The following is a 25,967-nucleotide window of genomic DNA, read 5'->3' as shown; positions in this document are numbered from 1 at the left end:
GTCACCCTCCGATGGCGGACATGGGCCGGGCTGGTTGCAGGAAGGTCGGGTCGTCGATGCCGTGACCGGCCCGTTTGCCCCACATCGCACGACGCCAGCGGTCCGCCAGGCCCTCGTCGTCCACCCCGGCACGCAGTGCGCCTCGCAGGTCGGACTCCTCGGTGGCGAAGAGGCAGGCACGGACCTGACCGTCGGCGGTCAGCCGGGTGCGGTCGCAGTCACCGCAGAACGGGCGGGTGACGCTGGCGATCACCCCGACCCGGGCCGGGCCGCCGTCGACCAGCCAGGTCTCGGCGGGTGCCGATCCGCGCTCGACAGGATCGGTACGCAGGTCGAACTCGCGCCGCAGCGACGCGAGGATCTCGTCGGCGGTGACCATGGCGGCCCGGTCCCAGCCGTGCTGCGCGTCCAACGGCATCTGCTCGATGAAGCGCAGCTCGTAGCCGTGGGTGAGCGCGAAGCGGAGCAGGGCCGGGGCCTCGTCGTCGTTCACCCCGCGCATCAGCACGCTGTTGATTTTCACCGGGGTGAGACCGGCGGCCGCGGCGCCGGCCAGACCGGCCAGTACGGCGTCGAGTCGCGGGCGGCGGGTCAGCGCCGCGAACCGGTCCGCGTCCAGGGTGTCCAGCGATACGTTCACCCGGTCGAGGCCGGCGGCGTGCAGCGCCGGAGCGAGCCGGTCCAGGCCGATGCCGTTGGTGGTCAGCGAGATCCTCGGGCGTGGTTCGAGCGCGGCCACCGCGGCCACGATGTCCAGCAACCCGGCGCGGATCAGCGGTTCACCGCCGGTGAACCGCACCTCGGTCACGCCGAGCCGCTGCACGGCGACGCCGACCAGTCGGACGATCTCCTCGTCGGTGAGCAGCTGCGGCCCGGCCAGCCAGGGCAGTCCCTCCGCCGGCATGCAGTACGTGCACCGAAGGTTGCACTTGTCGGTCAATGAGACACGCAGGTCTCGGGCGATGCGGCCGTACCGATCGACGAGGACGCCGTCGGACGGGTGGGTGGCCTTCACCTGTCGACCGTAGCGTGGTTGAGCCCGGTGAGGGCGGATCGGGCGGCGCGGTTGACCGCATCGCGGTAGGTGACGCCGAACAGCGCGGTGTGCACGAGCAGGAGATGCAGTTGGTGCAGCGGCACGCGTTCCTGCCACCCGTCGGCCAGCGGCCAGACCTGCTCGTACCCGACGAGGATGCGGTCCAGGTGGGGTGCCCCGCCGAAGAGCGCCAACTGGGCCAGGTCGGTCTCCCGGTGTCCGCCGTGCGCGGCCGGGTCCACCAGCCAGGCCCGCTCGTCGGCGCCCCAGAGCACATTGCCCGGCCACAGGTCGCCATGGATCCGTGCCGGGGGTTCGTCCCCGCCGAACTCACCGATCCGCTCGACGACCTTCTCCACCAGGGCGGCCTCGGCGGCGGTCAGCGCGCCGTTCTGCACTGAGCGGCGCAGGTACGGGGTGAGCCGCCGGTGGGTGAACCACCGCGACCACGGTCCCTCGTCGAGCGTGTTGTCCTGCGGCAGCGCCCCGATGAAGCCGTTCCAGGGTGCCCCGAAGTTCTGCGCGCCGGCCCGGTGCAGGGCGGCCAGTTCCCGGCCGAAGCGCTCGGCCGCCTCCGGCGTCGGCTCGCCGGGCTGCACCCAGTCGAGGGCGAGCAGCTCCGGCAGCACCACGATCACCTCGGGCACCGGCACCGCGTCCGCGTCCCGCAGCCAGCGCAGCCCGGCGGCCTCGGCCGTGAAGAAGCCGTCCGGGACCGGGCGGTCGGCGCGCTCCGGCCAGGACTTGGCAAAGATCGAGTGACCGTCGTCGAGTGTCAGCCGGGACGCGGCACAGATGTCCCCGCCGGGAACCGGGGTCTCCCGGATCCGCTGATGGGTGAGGAAGGCCGGCAGCTGCGCCGGATGTGCCCGCAGGTACGCGAGGTCCATTACCGCACCGTAACCTGTCCGACCGGATTTCCGCCCGTACCGACCCTGCGGTCCACACCGCTCACCCGGCCACCGGCGCGATCCTCGCCGCTCCGAACGCCGGCCTGCTGTTGCGCGGGCGGTCGAGGCAGGCGCGCGAACGCGCCGCCGACCAGGCGCACGGAGGGTCGTGTCACGGCTGAGCTGGGTAAACACGCTGCGTGACTGTGGACGACGGGCGTGTCGTCCACAGGGAGCTGCGGAGCGTACCCGTTCGGTCGCAGGCTGCCGACATGGCATCGACCGAACCGCCCCGCCTCGCCGTACGCTCCCCCGCCGACCTGCTCGCCGCCGTGCCGTACCTGCTCGGCTTCCATCCCGCCGACAGCGTGGTCGTGGTGGCGATGCGCGGTCGACGGGTCGTCTTCGCCGCCCGCGCGGACCTGCCCGACCCGGCCGATGATCCGGTCGGCCCGGCCCGGCACCTCGCGAACGTCGTCCAGCGGCAGCGCGCCGACGCCGCCACCGTGGTCGGCTACGGCCCGGTGGACCGGGCCACGCCCGCCGTGGACGCGGTCCGTGGCGCACTCGGCGAGGCCGGGCTGGTGCTGCTCGACGCGCTGCGTGTCACCGACGGTCGCTGGTGGTCGTACCTCTGCGCCGAGGCGGGATGTTGTCCACCCGAGGGTCGGCCGTACGACCCGGGCACCAGCGAGGTCAGCGCCTCCGCGGTCTACGCCGGCCAGGTGGCGCTCCCCGACAGAGGCGCGCTGGTGGCACAGGTGGCGCCGGTGGACGGGCCGGAGCGGGTGGCGATGCGGCGCGCCACCACCGCCGCCGAGCAGCGGCTGGCGCGCCTGCTCGCACCCACCGGCGAGCTGCCGGACGAAGGTCAGGTGCGTACGGCCGGGGTGGCCGCCGTGCGGGAGGCGATGCGTCGGCAGCGCCGGGGCGAGCGGCTCAGCGACGACGAGGTGGCCTGGCTCAGCCTGCTCCTCACCCGCATCCCGGTACGCGACCACGCCTGGGAACGCACCGACGGACGGGACCGGGACATCGCGCTCTGGACCGACGTGCTGCGCCGCGCCGAGCCGGATCTGATCGCCGCTCCGGCGAGCCTGCTGGCCTTCGCCGCCTGGCGCGCGGGCCAGGGAGCCCTGGCGGCGGTGGCTCTGGAACGGGCGCTTGCCGAGCACCCCGACTACTCGCTGGCGCTGCTCCTCGACGATCTGCTCCGCCGGGGCGTACCACCCTCGGATCTGGACGGCTGGCCGTTGGTCGGGGCACCGGGTGTGGTCCGGGCCCGGAAGCGAAGGCGCCGTCCGGCCAGTTGAGACGCTGTCACCCGGCCGGAAGAGACGCCGTCACGCGGCCCGTTGAGACGCTACGGGACGCACCGGCAACGGTAGAAGTTCCCGCATGCGGGCACGCCGTCCGTCGAACGATGTACGCGACGGTCGTTCCCCGGGCCGACTCGAACGACGCGGGCACGTCCGAGAATCGATACATGGCCAAGTTCCCCTCGGTGCGACGATGAGCGTCGGCCTGCTGCTGGCGCTCGCCGGGCTGGCGCTCGTCGACAGCACCAGCATCGGCACGCTCTTCATCCCGATCTGGCTGCTGCTCGCCCCCGGGCAGGTCGACGTCCGGCGCATCCTGGCGTACCTCGGGACGATCGCCGGTTTCTACCTGTTGGTCGGGCTGCTGCTGGTCTGGGTCGGCACCCGGCTGGCCGAGACGCTGAGTGGTGCGCTGGACCAGCGGCCGGTGCTCTGGGCGCAGCTCGTACTCGGGATCGGGCTGTTCGCGATCAGCTTCCGCTACGACGGTAAGCGCCGACGCCGGTCCGGCGGGGTGCTGCGCTGGCGGGACCGGGCCACCTCCGGCGACTCGTCCGCCCGGTGGCTGGTCGGGCTGGCGCTGCTCGCCGCGCTGGCCGAGGTGGCGACCATGCTGCCGTACCTCGGCGCGGTGAGCCTGCTGGCCACGGCCGACGTGAGCGGTCCCGCCCTGGTGCCCGTGCTGGCCGGCTACTGCCTGGTCATGGTGTTGCCCGCGATGTTGCTGCTCGGCACCCGGGTGGCGTTCCCGGCACGGGTCGAGCCGCTGCTCGCCCGGCTCAACACGTGGATCACCGAGAAGTCGGGCAGCGCGTTGGGCTGGGTCCTCGGCATCGCCGGCTTCCTGCTGGCGCGCGACGCCGCCGCCCGGCTCGACCTGTTCGGCTGACCACGGTCCGCGATCAACCGACGGTGACCCGGTGTGGGCCGGCGTAGACGTTCATGGTCCGGCCGCGGAGGAAGCCGACCAGGGTCAGCCCGGCCTCCTCCGCGAGGTCGACCGCGAGAGTGCTCGGCGCGGACACCGCGGCCAGCAGCGGCACACCGGCCATCCACGCCTTCTGGGTCAGCTCGAAGCTGGCCCGGCCGGAGACGAGCAGCAGATGGTTGGCGAGTGGCAGCCTTCGTTCGCGTACCGCCCAACCGATCACCTTGTCCACGGCGTTGTGCCGGCCCACGTCCTCGCGGAGGACGACCAGCTTTCCGTCCGGCGTGAACAGGCCCGCGGCGTGCAGCCCGCCGGTCCGCTCGAAGCCACGCTGCGCGGCACGCAGCACGTCCGGCAGGTCGGCCAGCACCGCGGCCGGCACCGCCAGCGGATCGTCGCGGACGGGAAAGAGCGATCTGGTCCGGACCGCCTCGATGCTGGCCTTGCCGCACACGCCGCACGAACTGGTGGTGTAGAAGTTCCGGGCCGGGTCCGTCGCCGGTTCCGGCACGCCGGGCGCGAGCACCACATCCACCACGTTGTACGTGTTGGGCGTCTCCGCCCCGGCGCAGAGCTGCGCGGTCTGCACGTCGTCGGTCGACCTGATCAGGCCCTCGGTCAGCAGAAAGCCGAGCGCCAGATCGAGGTCGTCGCCGGGCGTACGCATGGTCACCGCCAGCGGTCGGCGTCGACCCGGCCCGGCCGCACCCACCCGGATCTCGAGCGGTTCCTCGGCTGCGATGGTGTCCGGTCGCCGGACCGAGGTACGACCCCCCGCCGCGTCGAGGTCGATCCGGATTACGCCACGTCGGTCAGCTGCCCGTCCCACCCCGACATCCTGCACCCAGTGTCGAGGCGTCCGCACGGCTACCGTTGCCGAGTGAGCTCTATCCGACCTCCCCTCGCCGCCCACCAGGCCGCGAACCCGAACGCGGTGCGCCTGCACCGCGCGGTGCAGGTTGAAGAGGGCTCCTCGGACGGGTACGCGGCGGTGGTGCTCGCGGGCGGGGCGGCGCGGCGGATGGGCGGCGTCGACAAACCGGCGCTGCCGGTCGCCGGCCGGTCGATGCGGGACCGGGTGCTGGCCGCGGTCGCCGACGCCGTTCCGCGGATCCTGGTCGGACCGGCCGACCCGGCGCCGCCCGACGTACGGGTCACCCGCGAACAACCACCCGGCGGTGGTCCGGTCGCGGCCGCGGCGGCCGGTCTCGCCCTGCTCGACTCCGACGCCACCACTGTCGCCCTGCTCGCGGCGGACCTGCCCCTGCTCACCCGGGAGGCGGTCGCCGTGCTCCTGGGCGCGCTCGCCCCTGCGGGCGCCGACGGCGCCTGCTACGTCGACGCCGAGGGGCGGCGGCAGACGCTCTGCGGTGTGTGGCGGGTTCCCGCGCTTCGGGGCGCGCTGGCCCGACTCACGAACGGTCGGGACGGCGGACTCGCCGGCACCCCGGTACGCGCCCTATTGAACGGATTGACCGTACGGGAGGTGGCCTGGGCCGGTGCCGGCCCGCCACCATGGTTCGACTGCGACACTGACCAGGACGTACGCCGGGCGGAGGAGTGGGCGCGATGACGGTGATGGACGACTGGGTCACGGCTGCCTGCGCCGAGCTGGGCCTCGATCCGGCGCAGGTGCCGGTGCCGGCCGTGCTCGGCCTCGCGAAGGACGTCGCCCACCAGGTACTCCGGCCGGGCGCGCCGGTCTCCGCGTACCTTCTCGGGCTGGCCGTGGGGCGCGGCGCCGACCCGGCCGACGCGGCCGTACGGCTCAGCGCCCTCGCCGCGTCCTGGCCGGTCGAGCTCGGGGCGGACCCCACCTCCTGAGGCGCGGACCCCACCTCGTCGGGCGTGGAGCCGACCTCCTGAGCCGCCTGGTGCGTGGTTTGTCCGATCACGGTCGGGGCTGATTCGTCCGCGGGAACCCGTGGGTAGGGTGACCTTGACGGATGGAGGCGATCATGACGGCAGACCACCCCTCGGCGCCGCCCGGTGAACCGCCCGGCGCTGCCTCGGCCCCGGAGTCGGCGGCCGTCCCGGCGCACTCATCCGGCGCCGCGTCGCCCCTGCCGGAGCACCACGAGTCGGTCCTGCTCGACGAGCCGAGCACCGCGGACCTGCGGGCCAAGGTGACCCAGGCATGGCAGGAGTTCGCCCGGGCGCTGGCCGAACTGCTGCCCGCGCTCCCGGCAGGCGCGCACGTCGAGTTGACCCTCGACCCGACGGCCTCCGGCACCGGCGACGCGGTCTACTCCATCGGGATCGATGTGGGTGAAGAGGGCCGAATCTCCGCGCGGGCCGTCGGAAACACCGTCCTGCCGGACGGCTACCGGCTGGACCGGGCGGCCGTGGCGGACATGATCGCGCTGGGCTGGTCTCCTCCGGGAGTCCTCGAGGGGTCCGCGGGGTACTTCGGCCTGGACTCGAGCACCACCCAGCCGGGCCGCGTCGCGGCCCTCCTCTCCCGCACCCTGCGCGACGTCTACGGCGCACCGCATCCCGCGTTCCTCGTCTATCTGATCCACGACGCCGAGGGGGAGCCGCTGCCGGAGGCGTCGCTGGGTACCGCACGGAGCGAGTTCGGTCCGGGGCGCGTCGTCGAGGAGGACCTGGACGAGGCGCTGGTCGAGGCCGTGGCCGCGCAGAACGAGGAGAGCGACGTGCTGGCGCTGGAGGAGCGCGTACGCACCGTCGTCTCGACCATGCTCAAGTCCGACTCGGAGCGGTTGCAGGTGGACTCGGACGGGGACATCAACATCCGAGCCGGATCGGCGATGGTCTTCGTCCGGGTGCGGGACAATCCACCGTTGGTCGACGTCTTCTCCCCGGTGCTCACCGAGGTCGAGCCGACCGAGCGGCTCTACGTCAAGCTCTCCGAGCTGACCAACCGGATGCCGATCGGCCGCCTCTACTGCACCGACGACACGGTGTGGGCGTCCATCCCCGTCTTCGGCCGCAACTTCCAGCCCACCCACCTCATGCTGGCCGTGCAGGTGATGACCGGGCTCGCCGACGAGCTGGACGACCGGTTGCACGGCGAGTTCGGCGGTAAGCGGTTCTTCGGTGACGGCGACAAGGCGCCGCGCCGCGCCGACGGCGAGCACCGCACGGGCATGTACCTCTGAGGGCCCAGGGCAACGACGAGAACTCGGGTCAGCGGACGTCGAGCAGCGTCTTCCCCACCGTCGTCCGGGCGCCGATCGCCGCGTGCGCATCGGACGCCCGTTCCAGCGGGAAACGCTGGCCGATCACCGGGCGCAGCCGGCCGGCCGCCGCCTCCGCCAGCGCCTTCTCGGTGTACGCGCGCAGCCGCGCGGGCGGCACGTCCGGCCGGAGCAGCGTCACGCCCCGGGCGGCGGCGTCCTCGGCCGGCACGCCGGCCCACTCGCCGCTGGCCAGGCCGAAGCTGATCATCCGGCCGCCCGGTTCGAGCAGCCTGAACGCCGCCCGCCCGACCTCGCCTCCGACGCCGTCGAACACCACATCCACCCCGCCGACCGCGGCTCGGACCTGATCGGTCCAGTTCGGGCGCAGGTAGTCCACCGCCACCTCCGCGCCGAACTCGGGCAGCAGCGACACCTTGCGGGGGCCACCGGCCAGCCCGACCACCCGCGCGCCCGCTGCGGCGGCGAGCTGCACCAGCAGGCTCCCGACGCCCCCTGCGGCCGCCTCGACCAGGACCCGCTCGCCCGGCCGGAGGCCGACCGTGTCGACGAGCATGGTCGCCGTACGACCGTCGGCGAGCAGCGCCACCGCCACGTCGAGCGGCAATCCTTCGGGCACCTCGATCGGCATCGTCGCGTCGACCACGACCTTTTCGGCGTACCCGCCCGAGCCGCCGGTGCCGCTCACCACCCGCCGGCCGACCAGTGCCGGATCGACGTCCGCACCCACCGCGGCGATCACGCCGCCCACGCCGTTGCCGGGGATCAACGGCGGGTTGCCGCCGAACGGCCCGGACCGGCCGGCCCGGAACTGGGTCTCCACGAAGGTGATGTTGACGTGTGCCACGTCGATCAGCACCTGGCCCGGCCCCGGCACGGGATCGGGTGCGGGGCCCGCCGCGAGAACCTCCGGTCCGCCGAACTCACGCAACCACACTGCCCTCATGAATGCCCCTGTCTGTTCGGCTCGACCGACCTCAAGTCGACACCTTCAACCGCACTTCACGTCAAGGCCGGTCAGATGAAGCGTGCGGCCGCGTGGGGCTGTCACGGCCGGTGGGGCGCCAGGGCGGGTGGGGGTCCGGAAGCTCCGCCCGGAGCGCCGGACCACGCCGCCGCCCCGCCCCGGCAGAGCCCGCACCCGGTCACCGTCACCCGTGCCCCGGATCTCCGGTGCCCCGGGACCGGCTCCGGCCCCTCGGTGCCGGATGGGCTCCGCTCCCGAGTCAGCCGGCTGACGGTCCGACGCCGGGCGACTCGACCAGCCGGGACAGCACGATCGTGCTGCGGGTCGAGGTCACGAACGACTCGGCGCGCAGCCGCTCCAGCGCGGCCTCCAGATGAGCGATGTCGGCGGCACGCATGTGCACCAGCGCGTCGGCCTCGCCCGAGACGGTGTACGCGCCGACCACCTCGGGATGCCGACGGGCCGCCGCGCCGATCTGCGCGGGGGTGGTCCGCCCGGCGCAGAAGAGCTCCACGAACGCCTCGGTGGTCCAGCCCACGGCGGCCGGGTCGACGACGGCGGTGAATCCGCGGATCACCCCGGTGGCACGCAGCCGATCGACCCGTCGCTTCACGGCAGGGGCGGAGAGTGACACCCGGATCCCGATGTCGGCGTACGACGCGCGGGCGTCAGCGACGAGCAGCGCAATGATCCGCTGGTCTACGGCGTCTATCTGCAACGTTCTGTCCCTGGGAAGCAATGGTTGTGGCTGTTACCAAACTTCTACGATACCTACTCTTGGTGACCGTGAACCACCAGCGAGTGCCGCGAAAGCGGACATACCTCATGTGCTCTCCGGAGCACTTCGCGGTCGAGTACGCGATCAACCCGTGGATGGACGTGACCGCCCCGGTCGACACCGAGCTGACCGTGAAGCAGTGGGACCGGCTGCGGGAGACTCTGGTGCAGCTCGGCCACGAGGTGCACCTGCTGACTCCCGAGCGCGGCCTGCCGGACATGGTCTACGCCGCCAACGGCGCCTTCGTGGTGGACGGCGTCGTCTACGGTGCCCAGTTCAAGCACGAGCAGCGGGCCGCCGAGGCCGCGGCCCACCGGGCCTTCTACGAGTCGCAGGGCTGGCGGTTCATCGCTCCGAGCGAGACCAACGAGGGCGAGGGCGACTTCGCGTACGTCCCGGAGGCGCACGGTGGGCTCATCCTCGCCGGGCACGGGTTCCGTACGGAGCTTCCGGCGCACGCCGAGGCGCAGGAGGCGCTCGGCCGCCCCGTGGTCTCGCTCCGCCTGGTCGACCCGCGCTTCTACCACCTGGACGTGGCTCTCGCCGCCATCGACGACGCCAACATCGTCTACTTCCCGGGCGCCTTCTCGGCAGCGAGCCAGAAGGTGCTGGCTCAGCTCTTCCCGGACGCGGTGATCGCGGACGACGCCGACATCATGGCCTTCGGGCTCAACCTGGTCAGTGACGGGCTGAACGTGGTCCTCAACAGTCAGGCCGCCGGGCTCGCCGAGAAGCTGGAGGCCGTCGGCTACCACCCGGTGCCGGTCGAGCTGTCCGAGCTGAAGAAGGGCGGCGGCAGCGTCAAGTGCTGCATCGCCGAGCTGCGGCACTGAGCGGTACGGGCGACACGGCCGGTCCCGGGAGCGCCGGCCCCCTCCGCGTACGGAACAGGGCCGGTCTCCCCACGGAGGCCGGCCCTGTGCCCGGAATTGAGGAGCTCAGCCGAGCGTGGCCAGCTCGCTGATGAGGACGTTCGACAGCACCTGGCCGTCGCGCTGCACCTGGCGCAGGTACCACTTCTGCTGCGGCGTACGCGGCTGGTTGAACTGCCAGATGCCGCGCGGGCTGTCGATCTGCCCGAGCTTGCCGAGGGCCAGGTTGACCTCTTGCGGGTTCGGGTCCGCGCCGGCCAGCTGGATGGCCTGGTGCAACACCTGGGCGGCGTCGTACGAGGCCATCGCGTAGGTGGTCGGGGAGCTGTTCAGCTTCTTCCGGTACTCGGAGGCGAACACGCGGTTGGCCGTGTTGCTGAGGTCGGCCGAGTAGTTCAGCGCGGTCTGGATGTTGAGCGCGTCGTTCTTCATGCTCTCCAACGCCGTGCCCTCGGTGAGGAAGCCCGGGGCGTAGACGGGACCCTTGTAGCCCGCCTCGCGCAGCTGCTTGATGAACTCGACGCCGGCCTCACCGGTGAAGAAGCAGAGGATGGCGTCGGGGTGCTTCTGAAGCGCCTTGCGGATGTCCTGGCTGAACGCGGTCTTCCCCGGGTTGTCCGCGGCCGTGGTCCAGACGACCGGGCCGGCGAGGCGCGGGTCGGAGGAGCCGAACTCCTCCCGGAAGCCGCGCTCGACATCCTCGCCGCCGACGCTGTCCGGCATGATGATCCCCAACCGGGAGCCCGGCTTGAGTCGCTCCCTCAGGTAGCCGCCGAGCGCCCGTCCCGCCTCGTCGAGCACGTACGAGGTCCGCCAGATGTAGACGACGCTCTGCAGGGTGCTCGGCGAGGCGTTCGAGCCGATGAGCGGCACCCGGGCCTTCTCGACGGTGTCCCGGATGCCGAGCATGACGGCGGAGTTGACCACGCCGGTCAGCGCGAGCACGCCCTGGCTCAGCAGTTCGTCGACGGCGGCCTTGCCGGACTTGACGTCATTGCCCTCGTTGGCGGTGATCAGCGTGACGGGATGCCCGCCGAGTTGCTGCTCGTTCAGGTCGAGGAAGAGCTGGAAGCCGTTGACGATCTCGTCGCCGATCGCTTTGAGGCCGCCGGCCTGGGGGGCGATGAGCCCGATCTTGATCGGGTTGGCGGTGCTGCCCGATGCGCCGTCAGTGTCCTTGCCGCACGCCGCTACGAGCCCGGTAGTGCCGAGCGCGGCCAGGAGTTGGAGCGCCCGTCTGCGGTTCATCTGCGACACCGAGTCCTTCCAGCAGGGGTTCGAGGGCGCGTCGCCCCTCCGGCGTTCTACCTGGTCGGCGACGCTGCGTCAATCGGCCGCTGATCTTCGTGCAGCGATCGCAACGCGGTGACGACCACGGGCCAGGCAGCGGATTCGGGGTCGATTAGGCCGAAATGCTCGCACTCGGGAAGCTCAAAGTGGGTGATATCGCAACCCGCCGTCCGGGCGGCGGCCACGAAGTCCCGGCTCATCGTCGCTGGCACCTGTTGATCCATCTCACCATGAACAATTACGGTGCGTGATCGCATGGGCACCAACGTTCGTGGATCGGTGGCCCGATACCGGTCCGGGACCTCGCTCGGCCCGCCGCCGAGCAGCTCGGCCACCGCGCCACCGTCCAGGTCCAGCCGGTAGGCCTCGGCCAGGTCGGCAACCGGGGCGAGCGCCAACACCCCTCCGACCGCCTCCGGCACCCGCGCGGCAACGTAGAGCGCCAGCTGACCGCCCGCGGAGTGACCGACGAGGATCGGCGGGGTGGCGCGTACCCGGCCCGGCATCGCGGCCGCGGCCAGCCGGGGCAGCGCCGTCACGCCGGCCAGCACGTCGGAGAGCGTGTTCGGCCAGCCGCCGCCCGGCTGCCCGGTACGCCGGTATTCGAGCTGCGCCACCGGATGGCCAAGCCTGGCCAGGGCGGCGGCCAGCGGGCCGGTGTGCCGCCGGTCGTACTCGGCCCGCCAGAAGCCGCCGTGCACCACCACGACCAACGGCCGGACGGATCCGCTGACCGCCGGTTCCCGGAGGTCCGCGATCTGGTCCGGATGGTCCCCGTACGCCACGGTGTGGTCGGGATCCGGGGCAGGGCGGCTCAGTACGGCGCGGGGGTCGGCGGGCATGGCGCGACGGTAACGCGTCCCGGGAGTGATCCGTGACGGAGGAGTTGGTCCCGGCGAGCGTGAACCCGGCGCGCTGGGTCAAGATGGATCACATGACCGAAGCGAGCGCCGCTGGACAGAACGACGAGCCGGGCAACGAGGGCACCGGTCACTCCGGCACGGTGGTGGTGGTCGGCCCGGACGGCCAGCCCGTCGGCACCATGCAGACCGGCGAGGGACAGGGGGAGGACCCGACCCGCCTGGTCGAACAGCCTGCCAAGGTGATGCGGATCGGCAGCATGATCAAGCAGCTGTTGGAGGAGGTCAAGGCCGCCCCACTCGACGATGCCAGCCGGCACCGGCTGCGGGAGATCCACGAGCGGTCGATCGTCGAGCTCAAGGAGGGCCTCGCCCCGGAGCTGCGTGACGAGTTGGAGCGGATCTCGCTGCCCTTCACCGAGGAGGGCGCGCCGAGCGAGAGCGAGCTCCGGGTCGCGCACGCCCAGCTGGTCGGCTGGCTGGAAGGTCTCTTCCACGGCATCCAGGCCGCGCTGGTCGCCCAGCAGATGGCGGCCCGGGTGCAGCTGGAGCAGATGCGCTCCGGCCGGGCGCTGCCGAGCGGCCCCGGCGGGATGGCGCCCGGGATGCCGGGCATGGGTCAGGGCGGCGAGGGGCACAGCACCGGCCAGTACCTCTGAGCCGACGGGCCACCACCGGCCCGGGACACTGCCGCGCGTAGCGGTGCCGGGAGGGCCGAGGCCGGGCCGCGATCCGTGTGGAAGCGGCCCGGCCCGGGTCCGCTCAGCCCACGTCGAAGAGCTTCTCCAGGTACGCCGCGACGCCGTCCTCGGAGTTGGCGGCGGCGACCTCGTGCGCGATCCGCAGTACCGCGGGGTGCGCGTTGGCGACCGCCACCGCCCGACCGGCCCAGGTGAGCATCGGTACGTCGTTCGGCATGTCCCCGAACGCCACCACGTCCCGGGCGTCGACGCCGAGCCGGGCGCAGTACCACGCCAGGCCCGCCGCCTTCGTCACGCCGGCCGCGGAGATCTCCACCAGTCCGGAGTACGACGAGTGGGTGGCTTCGGCCAGCCCCTCCAGGGCCGCGGCCACCAACTCGACGAACGCGTCCGGATCCTGCTCACCGGCCCGGGCGAGCAGCTTCACCGCCGGGGCCGCCAGCAGTTCCTCGGGAGACTGCACTGCCCGGATCGCGTCGTGGTCGGCGTCCCAGCGCAGCGGGTAGTGCGCCTCGTGCCGCATCTGCCGGCTGTCGGTGACCTCCACGGCGAAGGTCACCCCGGGTACCTCGGCCCGCAGCCGCCGGGCCACCTCGGCCAGCAGCTCCGGCGCCAGCGGGTCGGCGCGCAGCACCTCGTCGCCGGCCGGGTCGTACACCACCGCGCCGTTCGCGCAGATCGCCGGCAGCGGCTCGGCCAGCTGGTCGTACACCAGTTTGAGCCAGCGGATCGGGCGGCCGGTGACCAGCACGACCGGCGTTCCCGAGGCGGCGATCCGGGTCAGCACCGACGCGGTGCGCGGGCTCACCGTGCGGTCGTCCCGGAGCAGCGTGCCGTCGATGTCAGTGGCGACGAGCCGAGGTCTCTCTCCCATCACCGGGACAGTAGTCGGTCCAGATAGACGGCCACTCCGTCGTCGTCGTTGCGCAGGGTGACCTCGTCGGCGGCGGCTCGGACCGCCGGGTGGGCGTTGGAGACAGCCACCCGGGCCCAGCCGGCCCACTCGAACATGGGCAGGTCGTTGGGCTGGTCGCCGAAGACCAGGACGTCGCCCGGGTCGACGCCGAGGGTCTGCGCAACCACGGCCAGCCCGCTGGCCTTGTCCGTGCCGGGCGGGCAGATCTCCACGAAACCGAGCCCGGCCTGGGTGAGCGTGGCCACCTCCGCCGGGACGATCCGGCGGGCGACGTCGAGCAGTTCGTCCACGTGATGATCGGCGGTCCGGGCGAACGCCTTGATCACGTCCGTGGCGAGGCACTCCGCGCGCGTACGCGCCTCGAACCGGTCCGGGTAGGGCCAGCTCGGGTGATAGTCGCCCCAGAGCGGCGCGTCGTGCTCGTCGGACGCCTCGACCATCACGGTCAACGGACCGACCGCGGCCTCCAGATCGGCCAGGATCCGGGCCAGCACCTCGGCCGGGAGCCGCTCGTCGCGCAGCACCACCGGGCCCGCCGGGTCGCTCTGGTCGACCACGCGGCCACCGCCGGCCATCACCAGGAAGTCGGCCGCGCGGATGTCGTTGCGGGTCAGTTCGGTCAGCCGCGGGCCGCGGCCGGTCGCGCCGACCACCGGGATCCCGGCGGCGCGCACCCGGTCCAGCACCCCGTGCGTGTACGCGGAGACGGTGTTGTCGCTGCGGACGAGCGTCCCGTCGAGATCGGTGGCGATCAGCTTGGGCAGTCCGGGGCGGGTCATCGTTCCTCCTTCGCCCGCCGCCGTCGCAACCAGCCGTTTCAGTGGTCGATCATCGACCCGGAGTGACGGCGGGCAGCAACCGTACCTCGCGGAACGGGGCGCAACCATGGCTTCCAGGCGAATCGGAAGCCAACCAGCGGCACACCCCCGGTGGCGGCCAGCCCGCCTCCGGCGGAATCCGTCCGGTCGTACAGTTTGCGGGTGTTACGCGACTGGCCGGCGGCGGAGCTGATCGAGACGGAGCACCTGGTGCTCGAACCGCTGCGGATCTCGCACGCCGCGGAGATGGCCCCGCTCCTGCACGACGAACGGCTGCACGAGTTCATCGGTGGTGAGCCGGCCAGCCAGGAGCAGCTGCGTGCCCGGTACGCGCGCCAGGTGGCCGGGCGCTCCCCGGACGGCAGCCAGGGCTGGCTGAACTGGATCGTCCGGCACCGGGCCACCGGCGACGCCGTGGGTACGGTGCAGGCCACCGTCCGGCTGGACGGCGACCGTGAGGTCGCCGAGCTGGCCTGGGTCGTCGCCGCGCCGCAGCAGGGTCGCGGATACGCCGGCGAGGCGGCGCTCGGCATGGTCGGCTGGCTCGACCGGCAGGGGATCACCGCACTGATCGCACACGTGCACCCCGACCATCTCGCCTCGGCGCGGATCGCCGAACGTCTCGGTCTGCGCGCCACGGGCGTCGTGGTCGACGGCGAGCTGCGCTGGGCCAACTGCTGAGCGACGGGCCCCGGTCCTCCTCCTCCGGCCGGCCGCGCCGCACCTGACGGCCCCGCCCGGGCGGGCGCGGAACCGGCCTAGCCCACCCGGTGTTCAGATCTGCGATTCCGGGCGGGCGAACGGGACGGCCGGCTGCACGGTCAGATCGGCCGGCGCCGGCGGTACGTCGTCCGGTTCCTCCCGCGCGGACCGGCGGCGTCGCCGGAACACCGCACCGGCCGGGGCGTCCTCGTCGAGCGGTGCGGCGTTCGGCGCCAGCAGCGACGCCGCGCCGAGCAGTACGCAGGCGACGAAGGCCATGGCGAGGCCCCGTCCGTACTCGATCCGGAAGCCCTCCTCCGGGCTGTAGAAGAGACGCCGGGTCGAGTCGTCGAGTTCGGACGCGGTGGCGGCCAGTACGACCAGCAGCGCTGCGGCGAGGGCGAGCCCCAGCACCCGGGCGTTCGGCCGGACGGTCGGGGTGCCGCGCAGCGCGAGCGCCACCGCGCAGACCAGCCCGAGCAGGCCGACCAGGTAGCCGACCCCGAAACCGTTGACGTCGGCCACCCCGGCGGGCACTTCGAGGGAACCCTCACGCCCGCCGTCGGGCAGCGTCATCACGACCCACTCGCCGACCAGCGAGGCGACTCCGGCCAGCCCGCCCAGCCCGGCCAGCAGTTGCGGTATCCGGCGATCCCGCCCCAGCCCGGCGAGCGAGCGTCTGCGCCGCTCCGGCGCGTCGGGCTCGGCCGTGCCCCACTCGATGACGGCCATGTCGTCGGATCGGTCGTCCTGTCGTTGGATGGGAAGCTCCCGGGACATCCGACATCCTTTCGCCGGTCACGCGACTGGTCGAATAATGGCACAGAGGACGCCCGGTGACAGGGATCGCACGCTGGGCGTCGGCGGAGCCCATCGCAGGGAGATCCGCTTTCCGATAGCGTCGGACCATGCCTATCCGTACCGCTTCCGCACGTTGGCAGGGCAACCTCACCGAGGGGTCCGGCACGGTCCGCACCGGCAAGGGCGGCCTTCAGGGGAACTACTCGTTCAAGTCGCGCTTCGAGGAGGGGGAGGGCACCAACCCCGAGGAGCTGATCGGCGCCGCGCACGCCGGCTGCTTCTCGATGGCCTTCTCGAAGGCGCTCGCCGACGCCGGCTCGACGGCCACCTCGGTCGAGACCACCGCCAAGGTGCACCTGGACAAGACCGACGCCGGGTTCAGCGTGACCCGGATCGAGCTGGAGACCGTGGGCGAGGTGCCCGGCATCGACGAGGCCGAGTTCCAGAAGCTCGCCGAGGCCGCCAAGGCGAACTGCCCGATCTCCCGTCTGCTCTCGCCGGGCGCCGAGATTACTCTCACCGCCCGACTCTCCTCCTGACACCTCGTTGACCGCACGTTCACGGAAAGAGTCCCCAGCCGGCGTTCGGCAGGCCACTCTTTCCGTGAACGTGCATGGATCTCGGCAGGTCGGAGGCGGGGCGGCGTCAGGCAGAATGGCAGGGTGCCGGTGGAGATGAGCCGCGAGCGCTTCGAGGAACTGGTCGGCGACGCGCTCGACGAGGTGCCCGAGGAGTTGCTCGGCCTGATGAGCAACGTGGTGATCCTCGTCGAGGACGATCCGCCGCCGGGCGAGGAGGACCTGCTCGGCCTCTACGAGGGACACGCGCTCACCGAGCGCGGCTGGGACTACGGCGGTGTGCTGCCGGACCGCATCTTCATCTACCGCCACCCGATCCTGCGCATCTGCGAGGACGAGGACGACGTCGTCGACGAGGTGGCCGTCACCGTGGTCCACGAGATCGCCCACCACTTCGGCATCGACGACGAGCGACTGCACTCTCTCGGCTGGGCCTGACCCGGCCGTCCACGCCTCCCGAGAGCGGGGCCGCCGGAGACCAGCCGCGAGTGACTAGCGGCGGGCATCCCAGGCCGAGCCGCCGGTCACAGGCCCAGCTGCCCGATGGCCCGGCATTGCGACCGTCACCTACCGTCTTGGCAGGCATCGCGACATCAGGAGGCACGTCATGCGCAGCTCGCTGTTCTCTGCCGAGAACCTGGAGCAGGAGTCCGCGCAGCCAGGCATGCGGCTGCAGAACTCCAAGATGTTGAAGATCGAGCTCAACGGGGAGGCGATGGCCCGGGTCGGGTCGATGGTCGCCTACCAGGGGCAGGTGCAGTTCCAGGCGCTCGGCTCCGGCGGGCTGGGCAAGTTCCTCAAGCAGAAGCTCACCGGCGAGGGTGTGCCGCTCATGAAGGTCAGCGGCCAGGGTGACGTCTTCCTGGCCGAGTCGGCCAAGGACGTACACATCATCGACCTGGAGCCGGGCGACTCGCTCTCCATCAACGGCTCCAGCGTGCTGGCCTTCGACTCCACCCTCCAGTACGACATCCGGATGGTCGGCGGCACCGGCATGGCGGCCTCCGGCCTGTTCAACTGCGTCTTCAGCGGCTACGGCCGGATCGCCATCACCACCGAGGGCACGCCCGTGGTCCTCAACGTGGATCAGCCCACCTACGTCGACCCGCAGGCCGCGGTCTGCTGGTCGGCCAGCCTCCAGACCGGCTACCACCGCGCCGAGCAGCTCGGCCTCGGCACGCTGCTCGGACGGCGTACGGGTGAGGCGTTCACGATGAGCTTCGCCGGGCAGGGCTTCGTGGTGGTGCAGCCTTCCGAGGAGCCGCCGGTGATGGGCAGTGGTGCGCAGGAGCAGCAGGGCGGTCTGCTCGGCGGTCTGCTCAGCTGACCGGCACGACAGTCGACGAGTAGCGCGCCGGCTGAGCGAGCGAGCGCGGCAGCGTCGCGCGCCGGCTCAGCTCAGCTCACCGGCGCGCAGCCGCGCCAGCCAGGCGGTCGCGTCGGCGTAGTCGGCGTCCGACAGACCGGGCGGCGGTGGGATCGGCCGGTCGCCACCCGTCTCCACCCAGCGATGGCGGGGGTACGAGCCGAGGAAGTGCACGGCGGCGCAGACGCGACGCAAGCCCTGCAACGCCTCGCCCAGCCGGACGTCCGCCACGTGCCCGGTGCAGTCGAGGAAGAACACGTAGCGGCCGAGTGCCTCGCCGGTCGGGCGGGACTCGATGCGGGTCAGGTTGACCCCGCGTACGGCCAGCTCCATCAGCACCGACAGCAGCGCGCCCACCCGGTCGTGTGCGATGTAGACCGCCAGCGACGTGACGTCGTCCCCGGTCGGTGGCGGGGGCGGGCCGGGCCGGGCCACGAGCGCGAAACGGGTCACCGCGTCCGGATGGTCGGCGATCTTGTCAGCCAGTACGGCCAGCCGGTGACGGGTGGCGCCGATCGGCGCGCAGATGGCCGCGTCGTACTCGCCCGCGGCGGCACCCGCGGCGGCGGCTCCGTTGGAGAGCACGTCGACCACCACCGCGTCGGGGAGGTTGGCGCGCAGCCAGTTCCGGCACTGGGTGGACGCCTGCGGGTGTGCCGCCACCGTGCCGATCGCGCCCAGCTCCGTGCCGGAACGTGCGCCGAGCACGAACTCCACCGGCAGGACGACCTCACGGGTGATCACCAGAGGTTCCCCCTCGGCCAGCTCGTCGAGGGTCACCCCGACCGCCCCGCCGATCGAGTTCTCCAGCGGCACCAGTGCCGCGTCGGCCTCCCCGGCCCGTACGTTCTCCAGCGCCTCCCCGACGCTGCGGGCGGGCGTACGGCTGCCTCGCTCGGCGGCGGGGATGGTGCGCAACGCCTGCTCGGCGAAGGTGCCCTCAGGCCCGAGGTAGACGAAACGGGTCGGCGGAGTTCCCGGCATGCCGACCAGCCTACGCACCCGATACGCCCACCGTGCCGCCGTCGCAGGCCAAGGTCCGGATTCCGGGCGGAGCGACGACGCGTACCTCGGCGTTGCACACGTCCGTGCCGGCGGTCACCAGCTGCGGCGCGCCCGGCCGGCCCCGGGTGACGACCCGGAGCTCCTCGTACCCGGTCACCTTGAGCACCGTGTACTGCCAGTCCGCGGCGCAGAGGGGCCCGGTGCCGACCTGCACCCGGACGCCGTCGGAGAGCACCGCGGCCCGGCCCCGTAGCAGTTGGATGACCTGTTGACCGGTCGGTCCGCTCCGGCACGACGTCGCCACCAGTCCGGCATCGGCCGTTGGGGACGACAGGCTGGGCGTGGTCGTGGGCAGGCCGGTGGCCGGCGGGACCGGTGGAGTGGGGATCGAGGTCGGCGCCGACGCGGTGGCCGGCGCGCTGGGCGACGTCGACTGACGGAGGTCGGGCGGTACGCCGCACCCGGCGACCGCCAGGGCCGTCAGGACGGCCGACACCGCGCGTAGCCGCCGGTTGTACGCGGTCGAACGGGCGCGGACGCGGGGAGCCACACCGTGCCTACCCGATCGTCCGGTGGGTGCGGTCGCGCGCGTGCCGGCCCGGATCGGGCGGACGGCCGGCGGCGTCGGGTCGACGAGCGACAGCGCGGTATGGAGGGGCGGGGTGGGCGGCACGGGCCGATCCTGAGGGGCTGCGGGGACGTTACGGCCGGGGTGGCCGAGCCCATCGTAGGAGTATCCGTAGTGATGTTGAAGTCATCCGTGCAGGCGGTGTCCGGCGCGCTCCAGCGCGGCGGTCGCCTCGGTGAGGCGTACCGCCGGCACCAGCACGTAGTCGGTGTCGAAGGTGGAGAATGCCACCGCGCTCACCCGGGCGCCCGCGAGTGGGTCGACCAGATCGGCGAGGGTGCCGCCGACGGCCACGTCGTCCGGCGTGCCGACGCGCAGGCAGCGCCAGGCGGTCTCCACCACGGCCTGCGCGGGCGCGCGGTCCATCGGGCAGATCACCGAGATCCCGTCGGCGGTCCAGCTCACCGTCACCACGTCCGTGGCGCCGAGCCCGCTCGACAGCGCCGGAGGCAGGGCGGAGCCGGCGGCCATCCGGCACACGGCGTACTCCCCCGGCAGCAGCGCGATATCGAGCATGAGGGCACCTTACGGCCTCGACCGGCGGCGGGTCCGGCTTTGCCACGTGCGGCGGGCGCCACACATTGTCGCAGGTCAGACGGGGGAGAAGAAGGTCAGCGAGCCGGCCACCGCGTCGTCGGTGAACACCGCGGTGGAGATCGCGTCCACCGTGCAGACGGGGGCCTTCGGCGTCGCCGCCTGCACCCGCAGCAGGCCCCGCGCGAGCCGACCGGAGGAGAGCGCCAGCAGCGGCGGGATCTTGTCGATCTCCTGTTGGGTGAGCTCGTTGCGGTTCGCCGTGAAGTCGAGAAGGCGCAGGCCGCCGGAGAGCAGCGGCAGCCCGATCACGGCGTCCGGCTCGCCCAGGCTGAGCAGTCGGCAGGTGGCGGTGGAGATCGCCACCACGTTCGTGTCGGCGTCGATCAACAAGCACGGCTCGTCGGCGTTGGTGACCGTCGAGGACCAGCGATCGAAGTTGTCGCACTCGGGCTCTGTCGATGCCTGTGCCGCCGGCACGAACACTTCGGAGAGCGAGAGTTCGACGTGGGCCACCGCGCCTCCTATGTACACCGACGGACTGTCCACGCTAGCCGGTCGGCGACCGCACCGCGGCCGCCGGCCGCCGTCGCTGCGGGAGCAGCGCGGGCGACCAGTGGTCGCGGCACGGACCCGCGGCACCGGTGAAGACCGGCCCACGAGACGTCGCCGAAGACGTTACCGGCGGTTCGCCGGCTTGTCAGCGGCCGTTCGGCCGTCCTCGTACCACCGGTAGTCGGCCGCCGGGCGGTACGTGCCGTTCAGCCAGGTGCTCGGGTGCTGCGCCACCCGGGAGAGCTTCTCGGCGGTGACGGGACTGATCCGGTTGCCGCCCGCGACGAGCAGCCGGTCCAGTTCTCGGTGGGTGGCCATGAGGCAGTCCTTGGGCAGGCCGTAGACGCTGATGACCCCGGAGCCGACGAAGGTCAGCACCGGGGTCACCGGGATCTGCAGGCCCACCGCGTCTGAGAGCGCCTTGCTCGCCCGCTTGGCGTCCCGCCGGGCCTCGGCCACGTACGGCGGGCGCTTGCCGTTGATCTGGACCACGTCACCGGCGACCAGCACCCGGGCCCGGCCGTGATCGGCGACGGTGACCGCGAAGAGACCGCTCGGGCCGATGGCCAGGAAACCGGCGCGATCGTCCTGCGTACCGTCGATCAGGATGTCGGCGGCGTCGGTGCGGGGCCACTCGATGACGTGCCATGCCGGCCCGAGGTGGTCGAGTTGCCCGACGGCACGGGCTCCCGCCGCCTCCAGGCGTCGAGCACCACGCTCCGCCCGCCGACGGCGGGCCCACTCGAACGGTCTGGGACGGACCGGATCGAGAACGCCCGGCGACTCCGCCCGGGGGTGTGGCACCGTGCCAGGCAGCGCCCGGGTGGTGGGTGCGGCTCGGCGAGCGGGAAAGACAGTCATCGCGACCTCCGGCAAAAGGTCCCTCGGTTATGTCCTCACTACCCTACGTCGCCACTCCCGGGGCTCGGCAAGGTGGAGCGCCGGAGTGACTGTGGATGAATGCCATATTCATCCGCTCTTCTTTTCCCGGATACCGCCAAACCCTGCCCTACGCTGCCAAGGGTGACCCACTATGTGGACAGCGAGGTCGGACGGCTCGGCACCGTGCTCCTGCACCGTCCCGGCCCGGAACTCGCCCGCCTCACACCCCGCAACAACGACTCGCTCCTGTTCGACGCCATCCCATGGGTTGGGCGCGCCCAGGAGGAACACGACGCCTTCGCGGCAGCGCTGCGCGAGCGCGGGGTGGAGGTGCTCTACCTCGCGAGCCTGCTCGCCGAGACGCTGGCGGTGGCCGATGCCCGCGCCGAACTCACCGAGCAGGTGCTGAGCTCGCCCCGGCTGGGCGACACGTTGCGCGCCCGCGTCGCCGAGCACCTGGCGTACCTCGACCCCGCGGCGCTCGCCGACGTGCTGATCGCCGGCCTCGCCCACGAGGAACTGCGGATCAGCCCGGAGCGGCCGGGAGGCCTCGTCTACACGCTGATGGACCGGCACGACTTCGTGATCGAACCGTTGCCGAACCTGCTCTTCACCCGGGACTCCTCGCTCTGGATCAGGGACCGGGTCGGGGTCACCAGCCTCGCGATGCGGGCCCGTCGCCGGGAGAGCACCCTGACGAACGCCATCTACCGCCACCATCCGCGCTTCGTGGGCACCGAGTTCGTCTACCAACCCGGTCTGGAGCACCTGGAAGGCGGCGACGTGCTGCTGCTGGCGCCGGGGGTGATCGCCGTCGGAGTGGGCGAACGGACCACGCCGGCCGGCGCGGAACGGCTCGGGCGGCAGGTCTTCGCCGCCGGACTGGCGCACACCATCCTGGTGGTGCCGGTCGCGCAGAAGCGCGCCACCATGCACCTGGACACGGTCTGCACGATGGTCGACGTCGACGCCGTGCTGATGTACCCGAACGTCGCCGACGCGCTGTCCGCGTACACCGTGATCGCCGGCGCGGACGGCGACGACCCGCGGGTGGACGGCCCCGCACCGTTCCTGCGGGCCGCCGCGGACGCCATGGACATCGACCAGCTCCGGGTCATCGACACCGGGCTGGATCCGGTCACCGCCGAGCGCGAACAGTGGGACGACGGCAACAACACCCTCGCCCTGGCGCCGAGGCTCTGCGTCGGGTACGAGCGCAACGTGGAGACCAACGCCCAGCTGGAACGGGCCGGCATCGAGCTGATCCCGATCGCCGGATCGGAGTTGGGCTCGGGCCGGGGCGGCCCCCGCTGCATGTCCTGCCCGATGGTGCGGGAGCCGTTGCAGCGCTGACCGGCCCGCTACCGGGTCAGCGCAGGGTGAGCTGCCGGCCGAGCAGACCCTGCCGGGCCCGGCGTCCGGCGGCGTCGAGCGGAGTGGTGTCGGCGAGCGCGTCGGCGTACCGCTTGGCGAACTGTGCCACCGGCTCCTCCCACTCGGTGGCGGGCGTCCGCTCGGGCAGGTCCCAGACCGGCACCAGCCGGCCGTGTGCCCGGAACATGCCGGCGAACCGCGTGTCGTCACCCAGCGGCAGCGTGCCGGCGGCGCCGAGCCGAGCCAGCGCGTCCAACGCCGCGTCCTCGTCCTCCGGCAGCACCCAGCGCACGTGTGCCTTCTCCGGCACCTGGCACCAGTACGCCGCCTTCGCGGCGCTCAGCCGCACCGTCGGGTAGATGGCGGCGTTGGCCCGCTCCAGGGACGCCTGCACGTTCGGGTCCTCCGTCGCACCCGGGTCCAGCCAGAAATCGAACCCGTCGTGCATGCTGATCTCCAGCGGCCCGTCCACCAGGATGTCCTGCAACCGCGCGCCCGGTCCGGGCAGCGGCGGTACCGACACGGGGTCGCCCGGCTCCGTACGCAGCGCGCAGAGCAGCGCCTCGGCGAGGTCGCGGGAGACGTCGCCGGACTGGATGTGACGCTGTAGCCCGATGAGCACCCGCCCGTCCGGCTTCGTTGTCGCGGGAGCGGCCAGCGGCAGGACGGTGGCCAGGGTCACCTGCCGCTCACCGAACTCCTCCACCAGCGCGGGAGCGAGCCGCAGCGGCGCGGACGCGGCCGGTACCAGCTCGCGCAGCGCGATCCACTCGGGCTCGTCGACGAGCCCCTCGAACGGGCGCGGCACGAAGATGTCGCGTACCTTCTCGCGCTTCGGGGTGGTCTCGGCGGCCCGCTGGCTCTTTCGACGCTTGCTCACGGCGAGACAGCCTAGAGGTCCGGTGGGACCGCTGTGGGGACGACCCGCCCCGGGAGGCGGCCCGACCGTAGTGGTCGCGCAGCCACCGCTGGCCGGGTCCGGACCGGACGTGCCGAGGACGGGCCCTGGCGAAGGTTGAGGCTCAGCCGGTGACGAGGAGATCGGCGCCGGTGGGTTCGAACTCGGCCCAGACACACTGCCCGAGCCCGTCCAGCTCGACTCCCCACCGGCTGGCGAGGCCCGAGACGATGTGCAGCCCGCGGCCGTCGGCGGCGTCCGGACTCGCCGCCCGCATCCGGGGACCCTCACCGGACCCGCCGTCGGTGACCCGCAGCTGGATCCGTGGGGCGTCGGCCGGCCCACGCAGCCGCCAGGCGACCCGCACCACCCCGCCGGGCAGCGGGCGCGCGTGCCGGACCGCGTTGCCCACCAACTCGGCCAGTACCGCGACCAGATCCGCCAGGAGCGTCGGTGGCACCAGACCGGTCAGCTCGTCGGCGAGCCGGTGCCGAGCCAGCCGCGCCCCGCTGGCGTGATGGGGAACCACCACGCACCAGGCCCGTTCGCCCTTTCCCGTCGCCACCGTCGCCCCTTCACGCCCCCCGTGCCGTCGCCGGTCATCCGCGCGGCAGCCGCACCTCTGCGACCGTACCGCCACCGGCCCTTGGTCTGAGGGATACCCATCCGTTCTGCTGTTCAACGATCCTGCGGACGAGATAGAGACCGAGCCCGGCTCCCGGATAGCCGCGACGGTCTCCGGACTCGCCCTGCCAGAACCGGTCGAAGGCCCGCTCGACATGCTCCGGCCGAATACCAATGCCCTGGTCGCTGACCCGGAAGGCGACCATCTGACCGTCCGGCCGGGCGCTGATCTCGATGGGCGAGTCCGCTGCGGAGTACTTTCCGGCGTTGGTGGCCAGTTCGGTCAGCACGGTGGCGAGGCTCGGCCGGTGCCCGAGCGCCTTGGGCAGGTCGGTCGGCAGGTCGAGGGTGATTCGGTGGCGCAGCTCGGCGGGAAGGTCGCCGGCCGCGGCCCGCAGGGCGTCCCCGAGGTCGAAGGGGGTGGGCGGCTCGTCGCCGGGCCCCGCCTCGGCGGCGGAGGAGAGCAGCCGGTCGAGCAGCCGTGCCAGCTCGTTCGACCGCTGGCCGATCACCCGGGCGGCCTGGCGTCGGTCGGCGTCGGTCAGCGACTCCCAGTGGTCGGTCAGGGTGTCCGCGTACCCCTTGATCACGGTGACCGGGGTACGCAGCTCGTGGCTGGTCACCGCCACGAAGAGGTCACGCTCGTGGTCGCGGCGCTGCTGGTCGGTGATGTCGCGGAACGTGACCACCCGCAGGGCGCCGAGACCGGGTACGTCGCCGGAGGTGACCCGTAGCCAGCGACCGTCCGGCAGGCGGTGGTCGAGCACCTGGCCGGACGGGGGGATCGGGAACGGCAGTGGTCGGCTGAGCGCCTGGGCCGCTGCCTGTCCGGTCACCTGAGCCGCCGCCGGGTTCCAGAGCCGTACGCGCCCGTCGCGGTCGACCACGGCGAGCCCGTCGGCGAGCGCCGCGACGACCGGGCCGTCGCCGTGCACCGGCAGCCCGGTCTGGTCGCCGTACATGTGGGCGATGCAGGAGGCGAGGTACGCGATCACCGCGTGGTGATCCCCGTCCGGCTCGTCGGAGTCGTCTGCGTAGATGACGTGCAGGCTGCCGACCGTGTGGCCGCCGATCTCCGCCCGGGAGACGACCATCCGGCGCAGGCCCCGGTCGGCGAGTTCGCCGGGGAAGGTGCCGGCGAGCTGGTCCGTCCGGATCTGCTGCACCCGGGGACCGGAGAGCAGGCAGACGGTGGCCGGGTCGGTGGCGGGCAGCGGGCGGCCCACGGTCCATTCGGCGGCGCCCGTCGCGGAGATGACCCGCCCACCGGTCGGCCCGAACTCGACGAATGCCGTGGCGGCCGCGCCGAGCGCCGGTTGGGCCACCCGGAGGAGTTGGGTGAGGACGGGAAGTCCGGCGTCACCAGAGTTGATCATCTCGATCACGACGGTGTGGCCGGCGATGAGAGCGGCGAAATCGATGCGCTCCGGCATGTCCCGAGTGTGCCCTGTCGGCCCGATTTTGGGCACCCCCGGCCGGACCCC

The 25,967-nt window shown here is 72.5% G+C and carries 30 protein-coding genes; 12 read left to right on the top strand and 18 right to left on the bottom strand.

Annotated features, from left to right (window positions below; genetic code table 11):
• Position 1: 1 nt before the first annotated feature.
• A complete protein-coding gene (gene moaA, locus AB0F98_RS09330; RefSeq protein ID WP_357731270.1) occupies positions 2-1,015 on the bottom strand; it encodes a GTP 3',8-cyclase MoaA in 1,014 nt (337 codons plus the stop codon).
• Positions 1,012-1,926 carry a fructosamine kinase family protein gene (locus AB0F98_RS09325; protein ID WP_357731267.1) on the bottom strand — a complete coding sequence of 305 codons (915 nt, stop codon included), beginning with the start codon at positions 1,924-1,926 and terminating at the stop codon, positions 1,012-1,014. The genes moaA and AB0F98_RS09325 overlap by 4 nt, the downstream gene beginning before the upstream one ends.
• 272 nt (positions 1,927-2,198) lie before the next feature.
• Between AB0F98_RS09325 and AB0F98_RS09320 the strand changes: the two genes are divergently transcribed.
• Positions 2,199-3,239 (top strand): DUF4192 domain-containing protein, encoded by a 1,041-nt coding sequence (locus tag AB0F98_RS09320; protein ID WP_357731264.1) that lies wholly within the window; start codon positions 2,199-2,201, stop codon positions 3,237-3,239.
• Between the two features lie 199 nt (positions 3,240-3,438).
• On the top strand, positions 3,439-4,134 hold the full coding sequence (locus tag AB0F98_RS09315; protein WP_357731260.1) for a GAP family protein: 696 nt from the start codon (positions 3,439-3,441) through the stop codon (positions 4,132-4,134).
• A 13-nt stretch (positions 4,135-4,147) separates the two neighbouring features.
• On the opposite strand, the gene fdhD is transcribed toward AB0F98_RS09315, so the two are convergent.
• Positions 4,148-5,002, bottom strand: coding sequence for a formate dehydrogenase accessory sulfurtransferase FdhD (gene fdhD / locus AB0F98_RS09310; RefSeq protein WP_357731257.1), 855 nt, complete (start codon positions 5,000-5,002; stop codon positions 4,148-4,150).
• Between the two features lie 192 nt (positions 5,003-5,194).
• On the opposite strand from fdhD, the gene AB0F98_RS09305 reads away from it, so the two are divergent.
• The 3 genes from AB0F98_RS09305 (at position 5,195) to AB0F98_RS09295 (ending at position 7,295) form a co-directional block, all read left to right on the top strand.
• Positions 5,195-5,746 (top strand): NTP transferase domain-containing protein, encoded by a 552-nt coding sequence (locus AB0F98_RS09305; protein WP_357732425.1) that lies wholly within the window; start codon positions 5,195-5,197, stop codon positions 5,744-5,746.
• On the top strand, positions 5,743-5,997 hold the full coding sequence (locus AB0F98_RS09300; protein ID WP_355142786.1) for a DUF6457 domain-containing protein: 255 nt from the start codon (positions 5,743-5,745) through the stop codon (positions 5,995-5,997). Before AB0F98_RS09305 ends, AB0F98_RS09300 begins: the two co-directional genes overlap by 4 nt.
• A gap of 134 nt (positions 5,998-6,131) precedes the next feature.
• A complete protein-coding gene (locus AB0F98_RS09295) occupies positions 6,132-7,295 on the top strand; it encodes a hypothetical protein (RefSeq protein WP_357731252.1) in 1,164 nt (387 codons plus the stop codon).
• A gap of 28 nt (positions 7,296-7,323) precedes the next feature.
• Here the strand turns inward: AB0F98_RS09295 and AB0F98_RS09290 are convergent, their stop codons facing one another.
• Both AB0F98_RS09290 and AB0F98_RS09285 read right to left on the bottom strand, forming a co-directional pair.
• Positions 7,324-8,280, bottom strand: coding sequence for a zinc-binding dehydrogenase (locus AB0F98_RS09290; RefSeq protein ID WP_357731249.1), 957 nt, complete (start codon positions 8,278-8,280; stop codon positions 7,324-7,326).
• 280 nt (positions 8,281-8,560) lie between these two features.
• Entirely contained in the window at positions 8,561-9,019 is a 459-nt protein-coding gene (locus AB0F98_RS09285) for an Lrp/AsnC family transcriptional regulator (protein ID WP_357731245.1), read from the bottom strand.
• Between the two features lie 59 nt (positions 9,020-9,078).
• Here AB0F98_RS09285 and ddaH point away from each other — a divergent pair, with 59 nt between their 5' ends.
• Positions 9,079-9,912, top strand: coding sequence for a dimethylargininase (ddaH, locus tag AB0F98_RS09280; protein WP_357731242.1), 834 nt, complete (start codon positions 9,079-9,081; stop codon positions 9,910-9,912).
• A 105-nt stretch (positions 9,913-10,017) separates the two neighbouring features.
• Here the strand turns inward: ddaH and AB0F98_RS09275 are convergent, their stop codons facing one another.
• Both AB0F98_RS09275 and AB0F98_RS09270 read right to left on the bottom strand, forming a co-directional pair.
• A complete protein-coding gene (locus tag AB0F98_RS09275; protein ID WP_357731239.1) occupies positions 10,018-11,208 on the bottom strand; it encodes an ABC transporter substrate-binding protein in 1,191 nt (396 codons plus the stop codon).
• 47 nt (positions 11,209-11,255) lie between these two features.
• Complete coding sequence (locus tag AB0F98_RS09270) at positions 11,256-12,083, bottom strand: alpha/beta fold hydrolase (RefSeq protein ID WP_357731236.1); 828 nt, start codon at positions 12,081-12,083, stop codon at positions 11,256-11,258.
• A gap of 83 nt (positions 12,084-12,166) precedes the next feature.
• Here AB0F98_RS09270 and AB0F98_RS09265 point away from each other — a divergent pair, with 83 nt between their 5' ends.
• Positions 12,167-12,760 carry a bacterial proteasome activator family protein gene (locus AB0F98_RS09265; RefSeq protein ID WP_357732422.1) on the top strand — a complete coding sequence of 198 codons (594 nt, stop codon included), beginning with the start codon at positions 12,167-12,169 and terminating at the stop codon, positions 12,758-12,760.
• 103 nt (positions 12,761-12,863) lie between these two features.
• Here AB0F98_RS09265 and AB0F98_RS09260 read toward each other — a convergent pair whose 3' ends face one another.
• Both AB0F98_RS09260 and AB0F98_RS09255 read right to left on the bottom strand, forming a co-directional pair.
• Entirely contained in the window at positions 12,864-13,676 is an 813-nt protein-coding gene (locus tag AB0F98_RS09260; protein ID WP_357731233.1) for an HAD family hydrolase, read from the bottom strand.
• Positions 13,676-14,497, bottom strand: coding sequence for an HAD family hydrolase (locus AB0F98_RS09255; protein ID WP_357731230.1), 822 nt, complete (start codon positions 14,495-14,497; stop codon positions 13,676-13,678). Before AB0F98_RS09255 ends, AB0F98_RS09260 begins: the two co-directional genes overlap by 1 nt.
• Positions 14,498-14,698: 201 nt before the next feature.
• Between AB0F98_RS09255 and AB0F98_RS09250 the strand changes: the two genes are divergently transcribed.
• On the top strand, positions 14,699-15,217 hold the full coding sequence (locus AB0F98_RS09250) for a GNAT family N-acetyltransferase (RefSeq protein ID WP_357731227.1): 519 nt from the start codon (positions 14,699-14,701) through the stop codon (positions 15,215-15,217).
• Between the two features lie 93 nt (positions 15,218-15,310).
• On the opposite strand, the gene AB0F98_RS09245 is transcribed toward AB0F98_RS09250, so the two are convergent.
• On the bottom strand, positions 15,311-16,018 hold the full coding sequence (locus AB0F98_RS09245) for a hypothetical protein (RefSeq protein WP_357731224.1): 708 nt from the start codon (positions 16,016-16,018) through the stop codon (positions 15,311-15,313).
• A gap of 128 nt (positions 16,019-16,146) precedes the next feature.
• Here AB0F98_RS09245 and AB0F98_RS09240 point away from each other — a divergent pair, with 128 nt between their 5' ends.
• From AB0F98_RS09240 to AB0F98_RS09230, 3 genes are all read left to right on the top strand, one after another.
• Complete coding sequence (locus tag AB0F98_RS09240) at positions 16,147-16,578, top strand: OsmC family protein (RefSeq protein WP_076468372.1); 432 nt, start codon at positions 16,147-16,149, stop codon at positions 16,576-16,578.
• Between the two features lie 129 nt (positions 16,579-16,707).
• Positions 16,708-17,055: a metallopeptidase family protein gene (locus tag AB0F98_RS09235; RefSeq protein WP_175649139.1), complete on the top strand. Its 348-nt coding sequence runs from the start codon at positions 16,708-16,710 to the stop codon at positions 17,053-17,055.
• 169 nt (positions 17,056-17,224) lie between these two features.
• Positions 17,225-17,944 (top strand): AIM24 family protein, encoded by a 720-nt coding sequence (locus AB0F98_RS09230; RefSeq protein WP_357731220.1) that lies wholly within the window; start codon positions 17,225-17,227, stop codon positions 17,942-17,944.
• 66 nt (positions 17,945-18,010) lie between these two features.
• Here the strand turns inward: AB0F98_RS09230 and pheA are convergent, their stop codons facing one another.
• From pheA to AB0F98_RS09205, 5 genes are all read right to left on the bottom strand, one after another.
• Complete coding sequence (gene pheA, locus AB0F98_RS09225; RefSeq protein WP_357731217.1) at positions 18,011-18,967, bottom strand: prephenate dehydratase; 957 nt, start codon at positions 18,965-18,967, stop codon at positions 18,011-18,013.
• 10 nt (positions 18,968-18,977) lie between these two features.
• A complete protein-coding gene (locus AB0F98_RS09220; protein WP_357732418.1) occupies positions 18,978-19,484 on the bottom strand; it encodes a hypothetical protein in 507 nt (168 codons plus the stop codon).
• 258 nt (positions 19,485-19,742) lie between these two features.
• A complete protein-coding gene (locus AB0F98_RS09215) occupies positions 19,743-20,132 on the bottom strand; it encodes an ACT domain-containing protein (RefSeq protein WP_357731214.1) in 390 nt (129 codons plus the stop codon).
• 75 nt (positions 20,133-20,207) lie between these two features.
• The gene (locus AB0F98_RS09210; RefSeq protein WP_076468360.1) at positions 20,208-20,666 is read right to left on the bottom strand and encodes a hypothetical protein; all 459 of its coding nucleotides are present in this window, start codon (positions 20,664-20,666) and stop codon (positions 20,208-20,210) included.
• Positions 20,667-20,828: 162 nt separating this feature from the next.
• Complete coding sequence (locus AB0F98_RS09205; RefSeq protein WP_357731210.1) at positions 20,829-21,566, bottom strand: hypothetical protein; 738 nt, start codon at positions 21,564-21,566, stop codon at positions 20,829-20,831.
• A 162-nt stretch (positions 21,567-21,728) separates the two neighbouring features.
• Here AB0F98_RS09205 and AB0F98_RS09200 point away from each other — a divergent pair, with 162 nt between their 5' ends.
• A complete protein-coding gene (locus AB0F98_RS09200) occupies positions 21,729-22,940 on the top strand; it encodes an arginine deiminase (RefSeq protein ID WP_357731208.1) in 1,212 nt (403 codons plus the stop codon).
• Between the two features lie 16 nt (positions 22,941-22,956).
• Here the strand turns inward: AB0F98_RS09200 and AB0F98_RS09195 are convergent, their stop codons facing one another.
• From AB0F98_RS09195 to AB0F98_RS09185, 3 genes are all read right to left on the bottom strand, one after another.
• Positions 22,957-23,841: a DUF5926 family protein gene (locus AB0F98_RS09195; protein ID WP_357731205.1), complete on the bottom strand. Its 885-nt coding sequence runs from the start codon at positions 23,839-23,841 to the stop codon at positions 22,957-22,959.
• Positions 23,842-23,983: 142 nt separating this feature from the next.
• Positions 23,984-24,424, bottom strand: coding sequence for an ATP-binding protein (locus tag AB0F98_RS09190; protein ID WP_357731202.1), 441 nt, complete (start codon positions 24,422-24,424; stop codon positions 23,984-23,986).
• Between the two features lie 34 nt (positions 24,425-24,458).
• Positions 24,459-25,916 (bottom strand): ATP-binding protein, encoded by a 1,458-nt coding sequence (locus AB0F98_RS09185; protein WP_357731199.1) that lies wholly within the window; start codon positions 25,914-25,916, stop codon positions 24,459-24,461.
• Positions 25,917-25,967 lie beyond the last annotated feature (51 nt).

This window comes from Micromonospora sp. NPDC023737 (assembly GCF_040639715.1).
Taxonomy (GTDB): domain Bacteria; phylum Actinomycetota; class Actinomycetes; order Mycobacteriales; family Micromonosporaceae; genus Micromonospora.
Note: the sequence above shows the minus strand (reverse complement) of the source record. Positions and strands in the feature narration are given on the sequence as shown.